Source organism: Ornithinibacillus salinisoli (assembly GCF_042684965.1).
Lineage (GTDB): Bacteria > Bacillota > Bacilli > Bacillales > Amphibacillaceae > Ornithinibacillus > Ornithinibacillus salinisoli.
In genome coordinates this window covers 156,335-165,900 of record NZ_JBHUMI010000021.1, presented here as the reverse complement: position 1 = coordinate 165,900, position 9,566 = coordinate 156,335, and the positions used below count along the sequence as shown (strand labels likewise).

Genomic DNA, 9,566 nt, shown 5'->3' with positions numbered 1-9,566 from the left:
ACCACGCCACAGTGGTAAATATCATAGGTGATTCTTACAGAATCAAAGATCATTTAGATAAAGAAAATGATTAAAATTGTACATTCTTAAACAGTCAAAACTGTACATAATTAACTTGACATTTATACCTCAAGTAAGCTTAACTACACTGAAGCACTATGAATACTCACTTAGAGCAGTTAATGAATATTTTTTGGATACACCAATTAAAAATATAAAAAGACATGATTATCAGAAGTTCCTGAATTGGTTTGGGAGTAATAAAGCGAAAGAAACTGTTGCTAAAGTACATGGACATGTAAAGTCGTGTGTAAAAGATGCTATGGAGGATCAACTAATCCAAATTGATTTTACAAAAAAACTCAACCAACATGGACAGTATATCCAAGACCCTTACTCTAATCCACACGCTTTACAGTGAATCAAATGGACTTGAGGAAAATATCATTCCAAAAAACGAATCGAATGATAAAATACCAACTTATCTTCAACTTTTTTTGCCTCTATTTATGGTACGGCTCACCGTGGTTATTTAAGAGGCAAAGAAGGCATTGGTAAACTACTCTTACCGATGCCTTTTTTGCTCTAACCCGTCATCAATTTCATACACTACGTGTGTTTTGATAGAGTAATGATACTGAAACGGATAAATTCAATTTTGCGTAATGATGAACCCCCTAATTTCAGGGGAACTCAAACATTTTACTCATTTTCAATTGGCACAAATACTCGTTGTTTGTTATTTTCGATAGGAATATACAGAATTTCTGTTTCTTTATATTGTAGTTTAACGACTTCATCAATAATATTATCAATTCCATCGCTCTCCTTGTTTTGTTTCATACCTTTTTTTACTGTGCTCAAGTTTTTCTTTTCTAACTCAACTTTTTCTTTTGCTTTATTAACATCTCTATTAGCTTTTCCAGCAACAAACATCTTGATTCCAATTTCAGGTAGAATGCCCCAACCAGTAGAAATATAATTATCAGTTAATTTATCTAATGATTTTTCAAATTTTATATTTTTTTCAACCAATTCGTTACTACTCCGCTGCTGTATCTTTGAATAAATCTTCTCAACTTCTAAATCATTATTATGATAAAAACTATTAGTATAATTTTGTTTCAATTGGCTTGTTAATCCATTAATAATTTCTATTTGACCACCGATCTTCATTCTTGTTCCAATCTCAATTAGTTCTGCAAACAAAGATAATTTATTAGCCTCAAAAGCAATCAAAATTGTAAAATTAATATCCGAAAGTTTCTTATCCTCACTTTTTTGTCTTTTTAAACGATATATATATTCTTCATGAATTTCATCTGCAGTTTTTTTATAGTTCCTAATTGCAGATAAATCAGTAGTATCAACAAATTCTCTATTTGCAATTTCAGACAAACTCTTTCTAGCTGCAATCAAACGCCCAATGCTTGTATCATGATGAAATTTTTGAAGTTCTTCTAATTTCGCATCCATATCTGAAATTTGAGCACTAATTTTCTGCAAATAATATGTCCCTGAAACAGCTGACATCACTTGCATTCCTGCCGATAGATAAATGGCCGGATTCACTGAAGCCCTTAAACCAACGTCAGCAAAACCAGCGTGCTTCACTAAACGTCCCGACGCATCTCGCACCATTGTTGATGTAGTTCCATTTGCAAATTTAGACAAATTGGTGGGATTTGCAGTTGCAGTAAACAAGCCATTAGGTGCTTGTTTTGCAATTTGACCTAAAGTCATTCCTTGATTAGCAACTTGTAATGCCGTCTGTGAAACATTCCCCGTCACCAATGACAAGTCAGATACAAAGACCTCCCAGTATTTTTTCTTTGCTTTCAATTTATCATCAGTTAATTTTTCCAAAGAAAGCTCATCGCCTATATTGTTAGTGACAACAATTTCATTAGTTTCATTTGAGTTATTTAACATCCTATCTTCAGACATTTAAACTATCTCCTCGTTCTTTTCATTAGATATATTATACACGGAAATCAATAAACATTCTGAAAAGTACTAATAAGTGATACTTCCTTACTTCGGACAAGTTTTCCGACCAAGATTTGAATGTAGGGCTAGATGTCATCTAACAAATATTTGTATAAATTCATGGTCTTTCATAGGCCGTATAAGAGACTCACAATATTTTTCTTTTTCAAAGATCGGACGTGGGTGAGGTACATAATATATAGGCTTGTTAACAAATTTTTTATCCCCTGATTTCAACACATCATAGCAATATATTTTACTTGATACATTTTTAAAAGCATTTACTAATTCAGAATTACTCTCTTGATGTTTAAGCATACCTTGTTGTCCTTTCATCCCCCATCCGAGAAAAATGACATTCGCATGTGAAACCGCTCCAGAGATAAAATTCCAATTAATAGGCTCATAAGCAAATTGCTCCTTTGTTAATTTGCTACTTGAACCATCAATAATACTAGAAACATTCACAACATATAAGGCATTATAACCAAGCTGAACTCTTGCCACATTTATTAATTGATCAACCGTGTCATCTGTTTGATTATGAGCTGCATTACTTGGGTTCATCATAATAGCAGTAAGGATATTTCCGCCTTGCTCCCACCGTTTTTCTAAAAAATACCGACGTGTACCATTTGTATTGAATATTGCTTTTCCTAATATACTTTCATATGAACCTGTTTGAATAGATAAGTTATTACTATTAGCCAGCTGTTCAAACCACACATTCATCCCCCCAGTTTTAATAACTTAATCACAATCAATTGATTCATGGACACCGGTTATAGTTAATGCCCATAAATATTCCCTACTCTCTCGTCCATTTAAGATTTTGTTCGGTTAATTTTATCTTTTAACTCTTCAATACCATACGGCTTATCTCCTACTTTTGAGTGAAGAGCTAAATGACAGTTTGGACAAACCGGACGTAAATCATTTATTGGATCCACTTCATACTTCTCATTAATTTCAGATAGAGCTTTAAGATGATGAACATGAATTCTACCTTCGAATTCGTCTCCATAAAACTTTGCAAAATCAAAGCCGCAACTGAACAGGAACAACCATAATAATCAATGCAAATTTGTCTTGCTTTATAGTTTCTTTCATATGAATTAACTAAAACTTGTTTCTTAGCTCCTTCTTTAAGTTTCTGAGATTCATATACAGGTAATTCTTCTGCTATAAGTCCCTTTTGCTTTTTATGAATAAGTTCTTGAATTTCAGACATCAGAGAGGAATTAATTTCTTGCTTCGATTGTGAAAAACGAGTGATATTGCTATCAATTTTATTTATCTCTGCTAATGTAATAGGTTGAAAGACTTTTACCGTATTTATATCGAATTTGTAGGCACCATAATATTGTTGTTCTTCTGGCATTTCAAATTTTTCAATACTTTGAAGGCCTGCTGAGGCAATGATTAAATTATCAAATTGAAAGAGTACTAGAGAACCATTTGGTGCATTCATCCCAACTTTTCTGAAATAAAAGATACCGTCTCGTTCTTTTAGTTCTCTTAAAAAGAAAGCATCTTGTACATTCTCTGATTTTTTTCAGTTCCTCACTAAATACTTCATTAGGAGTGAGCTTCTTTGCTTCAGGAAAATACTGTGTGTAAAGTTTATAAAACCCTTCTCCTGGCACATTTATTCCTTTTGTTACAACTTTTGTTGAAAGAAACGGCAATCCCAGCTGATAACATAATTTTGAAATAACCTCAATATTTCCAGGAACCTGTCGGTGAAACATTGGTGGTGAAATCCTATCACCTAATTCTTTATATTCAACTATTGGTTCCTTTTTCATCACCATTATTAAAAGTTGTTCTGCAAGTTTTATTTGATCTATAGTAAGTTTAATCATTTTCCACAACTCCTATTATAGACGTCGATCTACTCCATTCTTTTCTTCGTAAGGTCTCTGGCTTCTGAAATACTATCGCATGTCAGCAATGTATCTAAATGACACCACACTCTACCGCTTGGATAAATCTTTCCAGTCTTGACGCTTAATTACAGGACCTAGGGTATAAATAAAGTGTGGTTCCCATTCCCTATCCGGCATTTCAGGTATAATATTGTACGGGTTTGTTGAAACATCATATCCTTCTATATGGTGTATTGATTGGAGCTTTCCATCGTACCTGAATGCTATGTAATTTGGTGGTTCTTTTGGCCAGCCACTACCACCCATTTAATGCAACCCATTAAAATATGCATTAGAAATATCATCACTATCACCTAAAAATAATTCAATTTCTATTTTAGGTAGATTTTCGATTCTAGGATTAAGTCTATATTTGTTTACATTTTCTAAATTGAAAAATTGCTCAAAAACACCTGTTGATTTAATGAAATATTTTTGGTTTAGCACAATATCAATTGCTTCTAAGACCGTGCTTTTTCCTGATTCGTTTTGACCTATTAATACATTTATATTTTTGTTAAAGTTAATTGGAAAATTTCTTGAAACCTTTGATGTATATTTTTTCTATATACATTCTAAACCTCCAAAATTTATGGTGTGTTAATCCATTATCCCTCATATTCTTGCTTGTTTAGCAGACTCTTCTCTTTCAGGTCTATAAGCATTTACAATAAAATGATATATCTTAAAACGAGTATTATTTTCTGAATTCTTATGTGTTGTTATCAGAATTTCATTAATATCATTGTAGCCTTTTATTATTTCAATAGTTTCAAAATGTTTCTCACCATTAAATTCAACATGAAAATCTTGTAAAAAAGTTTCTCTCTTCTTTAGAATTGTTTCTAGTCTAGTTGATTTATTAAACAGAATAGTGAAACCAAAATCAATATCCTCTTTCATATATCCTATCAATTGCTTAAATTGTTTTTGAAAATTACCCCATTCTTTATTTTCTCCAACAGCTATTGGATTAAAGGTATAATTTTGTTGAGAATAAATAAAAAAATCAAGTTCACCAATATTCTTTAGGGCATATCCACTTGGTTGCTCTCGGGCTGTAATTACCCCTTTATCAGTTAAAATAGCCTGTAAAATATGAGCAATATCATCACTTAATTGGGTCTCAGTAGTTTTCATTAATCTTCTAGAATCATTTTCCTTTTGTTTAATTGCTGTATGAATTATTCTAACTATAAGTTCTTCAATATTTATATCTTCTTTAAGATCTTCTTTTTCAATTGTTTGTAAATATCTCTTTTTTATATCACCTGGCATTAAATCAATATATTCATTAAGATCAATATTAAATGGTTTTATCGCTTTAGGCGCTACAAAATATATGTTTAAAAAGTTATCAACATCTAAAAAGTCGTGATCACTAAATAAAAAGTGTTGGTAAGCTTCTAAATTATTTAGATTTTGGATTATGAATTTATCATCTTCACTCTTGGCTTTTAGACTGGAGATATCAATTATATTCCTTTCCTCTTCATCCGTTACATCTATAAACCATTGAAATAAGTGAAATAATGCATATTCATATATTGGTTTTAAGTTATGTAAGAATCCATCATTAGCATAATCACGAATATCATAGACAATATCTTTACACTTATTAAAATCATCCCTTAGTAAAAAAGAAGGGAAAATATATTGTAAATGAACTTCAAAATCTCTACTACCCTCGCATAGTTGAATAAAAAAAGTTGTTATCTCATCTATCATTTTATTAACCTTTAATTTTACTTCATAAGATATGTCGTATTGAATATCTATCATCGTTTTTTCTCCTCCTTTTTCTATAAATAACAATTAATATTTATACAAACGTTTTTAACACTTTATTCTTTTAGGCAACTATTACTGTAACTGAAGAAAATACTTTATTTGACAAAAAACGCAACGATACTTCTCATAACCTTCAACATGTCCTCTTTCCCTTAGTTCATTAACGTCGATATATTTAAAATAACAGTTACCTTTCATCCAATCCTTGGGCCTGTTGATAACTATTAATTTCTGGGAATCATTCTAAGTCCTCCACAAGCTACTTTTTAAGTCTTGCAGTAGGTTTATTCCCCTGTAGATGGTTATAATAAAGCCTTTGCCTAAGATTTTTTGTTCTTCCCACGTAAAGAGCTTGACTATTATTTTTGTTAAATATTATGTATACAACAGCCAGTTTATCTTCTAACCACCCATTTTCTAGTTTTATTGTTTGATTGTCAACTTAATAAAGACACCCCAAATTACAGTAATCAAGGTGTCTTTACCAGTTGTTATTATTCTACTAAGTCGCCGTTATCTCTTCCGCATTCCGATTAATTTCATCTATTATACCAAGTATTTCCCTCGCATCACCCATATTATCTTTAAACAAACTCACAATACTACCAACCGTTCTAAATGGCTCTTGTTGTAGCACTTTTTTATCTAGGGTACCGTTTTTGACAACGTAATCTACTATAAGTTTTACAAACCGAGTTTGACTTAGATTTAAACGGTTTTCGGATAAAAATTCTGAGAAAGCTGCATTAGCTGCTTGTGGGTCTAGTCCAACAATTTGCCGAACTAATTTTGTAATTGGTGTTTCACCAAAATCCTTTTCATAGTCTTCCTTCGTACCAAGTTCTTTCCAAAGTATTTCTTCCAGCATTTCTACATCTTTTGCGGTTAATGGCTTATTATGATTCAGTTTATAAATCGCCATTTGGTCCTTATGTTCTTTTAAGTAATGATGAACCTTTTTCTTATAACTTTGTAAGTCATTCACATGGAACATCGGGCCATTTTCTTTTACTTCAATAACTTGGTCTTCGAAATTTGTATAGTAAATCTTTTGTGTTTCTTTTTCAATGAATTTAATTAAGTCCCTTAATGCCGCGCGGACTGAATCTAATTCAAATATATCCGCACTGTCCCAGAATTCTTCTGTTAATACTTTGTCAATTACTGGTTTTTGCTCTAATACTTGTGGAATAGTACCTAACTTCGATAATGCTTCTGCTGTTTGAACAACACTACGAATTGGCTTTGTTGCGTTGTTCGATTGTAGTTTGGCTAATTCAATCGTATACATAACCAAGTCAAAACGTTTAGCAAATTCATCATCGGCAAATGGAACAATGATTGGTGAAATGTGATCTTTTATTTCATTGGTATCTAGAACAGAAAGTACCTGCCAATTACTGCGGTTCTTAAACTTTTCAACATATTGAAGATGTTGTCTAACACGGAAATTTTCGTTATCTAGCGCTAATATATCTCTGGTTACTTCATTCACTAGTTCATTACGATGGCCAATGTATTCATCTGTCTGATAATCTGTTCCTTGTACCTCACGGATAATATCAACTTTTGAATTAAATAGTTTCTCTGTGAGACTCTTACCTACTTTTCTATCCATACCTTTAGGATTTTCACGGAAAAACTCAAAATTTCCACAGTAGTCAAAGATAACGAAATGCGTTTTGTCTTCTCCTATTCCAAGCAAATCTGGACATAATCTTGTTCCTCGCCCAATCATTTGCCAGAACTTAGACTTTGAGCGAACCTTCTTAAAGAATACAAGGTTAACAACTTCCGGAATATCTACGCCTGTATCAAGCATATCTACAGAAATGGCAATCTGCGGCAGCCTATTTACTTCCGAAAAATCATTAATAAGTGTTTGATAGTAGTTCACACTATAATCAATGACCCTAGCAAAATTACCTTCGTACTCAGGGAAGAGCGTATCAAATCTATGTGATATTCTTTCGGCATGAGCGTGATTTTTGGCAAAGATTATCGTTTTACCGATTTTGTCGCCACCCTCTACCTTTATGCCCTTTTCCATTAAATCTATTAAGACCCTATCAATCGTATTGTCATTAAATAGCCATTCATTTAATGCAGAACTATCAATATCCTTTAGGTCCTCTTCTTCATCAAAAGTTTCCTCAAAAAGTTCTTTTTCTTCCTCTGATAAATCATCATAGTGAATACCCTCTTCTAAGAACTTGGTCTTCGTTTCAATTGTACGGTAGTCTACCAAGTATCCATCTTCAACCGCTTGATCTAACTCATAGGCATAAGTTGGAACACCATTCTCAAGGTCAAACACTTCATATGTGTTTTTATCAATTTCGTCTTTCGGTGTAGCAGTCAGACCAAGTAAAATGCCATCAAAATAATCAAAAATACTACGGTACTTTTTGTAAATACTACGGTGAGATTCATCAATAATAATGAGATCAAAGTGACCAACCGTGAATAGTTTCTTTCCATCTTTTCTTTTTGCTTCATCAATGGCATTCATCATCGTTGGATATGTAGAGAATACCATTCGGCTTTCTTCTGGGTTGTCTTTATTATCTAGGAGGTTACAAAGCGTCAAACTTGGAAGTAAGTTATTAAAGTTACGATATGCTTGATAGAGTAATGTTTTTCGGTCAGCTAGGAATAGAACATTTTTCACCCAGTTGCGACGAGTTAAAACATCCACTAAGGAAATCGCTGTTCTTGTTTTTCCGCTCCCAGTTGCCATAACCAACAAAGCTTTTCTTTGGTTACGTGTTAAAGCATCACATACTGAAAGAATAGCTTCTTTTTGATAATAACGATTACTGATATCATCATTGATTTGAATATCGGTTAAATGCCGCTTCATCGTTCCGCGGTTCATAAGCAGACTCAAATCATCTTTATCATAAAATCCAGAAACTTTACGAGGTGGGTATGGTTCATGCCAGATATATGTTTCAAAACCATTTGTGTAGAAAATGATTGGTCTAATACCTGTCATGTTTTCTAGACAATCGGCATATAGTTTTGCTTGCTGTCTTCCTACTTTCGGATCCTTTGATGTTCTTTTTGCTTCAACGACTGCAAGAGGTTTACCATTATCTCCAAAAAGTACATAGTCCACGAAACCTTGTCCTGTATTGTTTGGCATTCCCTCAACAGGATATTCTCTTTCAATATTATTATTGAACTCCCAACCTGCTAACTTCAAGTCTATATCTATGTATTTAAGTCTCGTTTCAAACTCTTTTAGCTCGTCTACTTGGAATTTATATTCCTTTGTATTCTGTTTCCGTTTTTCTGTTGCTTTTACACGAAGAGATTCATTCTCTTTCATAATCTCTTCAAGCTTTCTATCCTTTGAACTTAATTGTTCATAGAGGTCTTTTAATTCCTCTGGACGAACACGTTTTTCCTCACCAATAGGTAATATTAATTCATCAAACTCTCCAGCAGTATATTCATCCGAATAACAATAATCAATCCAAGCAATAAATTGAAATAGGTGATGAAGGGAAAGAACCGCTTCGTCACGTTTAATAGGTGAATTCGTATGAACGGCCACATTACCTAACTTCACTATATACTTTATAAGTGGCAATAACTCTTCATCAATAATCCCTATAAAGTTCCGGTCGTGGATTAAACTTGAAAGATTGTCTTGATAGGGAACTTTTATTGCACTGTCAAAACTATATACCCACTTTACAGCTAACTCTAGAGCACGGCGAGATTGTATTGCGCTAACTGCCGGACTAACTACTAAAGCATTTTCTGCTTCTAAACAAGCATTCGTAAAATCTCTATATTGCTTTTTCTCCTTAAGAAATTTAAAGTTTGACACGAATATCCCCCCCTTTG

10 protein-coding genes are annotated in these 9,566 nt (G+C 32.9%); 1 reads left to right on the top strand and 9 read right to left on the bottom strand.

Translation table 11 applies throughout. The annotated features are described in order from the left end of the window. The first annotated feature begins 76 nt into the window (after nucleotides 1–76). Nucleotides 77–421, top strand: a complete 345-nt coding sequence (locus tag ACFSTA_RS18665) for a phage integrase SAM-like domain-containing protein (protein WP_377558346.1) — start codon at nucleotides 77–79, stop codon at nucleotides 419–421. A 281-nt stretch (nucleotides 422–702) separates the two neighbouring features. On the opposite strand, the gene ACFSTA_RS18660 is transcribed toward ACFSTA_RS18665, so the two are convergent. The 9 genes from ACFSTA_RS18660 to ACFSTA_RS18620 all read right to left on the bottom strand — a co-directional run bounded on the left by ACFSTA_RS18660 (nucleotide 703) and on the right by ACFSTA_RS18620 (nucleotide 9,549). Beyond that, nucleotides 703–1,947, bottom strand: a complete 1,245-nt coding sequence (locus tag ACFSTA_RS18660; protein ID WP_377558345.1) for a hypothetical protein — start codon at nucleotides 1,945–1,947, stop codon at nucleotides 703–705. Between the two features lie 135 nt (nucleotides 1,948–2,082). Continuing rightward, nucleotides 2,083–2,721: a DUF1643 domain-containing protein gene (locus tag ACFSTA_RS18655; protein ID WP_377558344.1), complete on the bottom strand. Its 639-nt coding sequence runs from the start codon at nucleotides 2,719–2,721 to the stop codon at nucleotides 2,083–2,085. 92 nt (nucleotides 2,722–2,813) lie between these two features. After that, on the bottom strand, nucleotides 2,814–2,957 hold the full coding sequence (locus ACFSTA_RS18650) for a hypothetical protein (RefSeq protein WP_377558355.1): 144 nt from the start codon (nucleotides 2,955–2,957) through the stop codon (nucleotides 2,814–2,816). Next, nucleotides 2,927–3,460 carry a hypothetical protein gene (locus tag ACFSTA_RS18645; RefSeq protein WP_377558356.1) on the bottom strand — a complete coding sequence of 178 codons (534 nt, stop codon included), beginning with the start codon at nucleotides 3,458–3,460 and terminating at the stop codon, nucleotides 2,927–2,929. The genes ACFSTA_RS18650 and ACFSTA_RS18645 overlap by 31 nt, the downstream gene beginning before the upstream one ends. After that, nucleotides 3,420–3,854: a hypothetical protein gene (locus ACFSTA_RS18640; protein ID WP_377558343.1), complete on the bottom strand. Its 435-nt coding sequence runs from the start codon at nucleotides 3,852–3,854 to the stop codon at nucleotides 3,420–3,422. Before ACFSTA_RS18640 ends, ACFSTA_RS18645 begins: the two co-directional genes overlap by 41 nt. 330 nt (nucleotides 3,855–4,184) lie before the next feature. Next, a complete protein-coding gene (locus tag ACFSTA_RS18635; RefSeq protein WP_377558354.1) occupies nucleotides 4,185–4,445 on the bottom strand; it encodes an AAA family ATPase in 261 nt (86 codons plus the stop codon). Nucleotides 4,446–4,532: 87 nt separating this feature from the next. Then, complete coding sequence (locus ACFSTA_RS18630) at nucleotides 4,533–5,699, bottom strand: hypothetical protein (protein WP_377558342.1); 1,167 nt, start codon at nucleotides 5,697–5,699, stop codon at nucleotides 4,533–4,535. A 268-nt stretch (nucleotides 5,700–5,967) separates the two neighbouring features. After that, entirely contained in the window at nucleotides 5,968–6,084 is a 117-nt protein-coding gene (locus ACFSTA_RS18625; RefSeq protein ID WP_377558353.1) for a GIY-YIG nuclease family protein, read from the bottom strand. A 126-nt stretch (nucleotides 6,085–6,210) separates the two neighbouring features. Beyond that, nucleotides 6,211–9,549 (bottom strand): DEAD/DEAH box helicase family protein, encoded by a 3,339-nt coding sequence (locus tag ACFSTA_RS18620; protein WP_377558341.1) that lies wholly within the window; start codon nucleotides 9,547–9,549, stop codon nucleotides 6,211–6,213. Nucleotides 9,550–9,566: the final 17 nt, after the last annotated feature.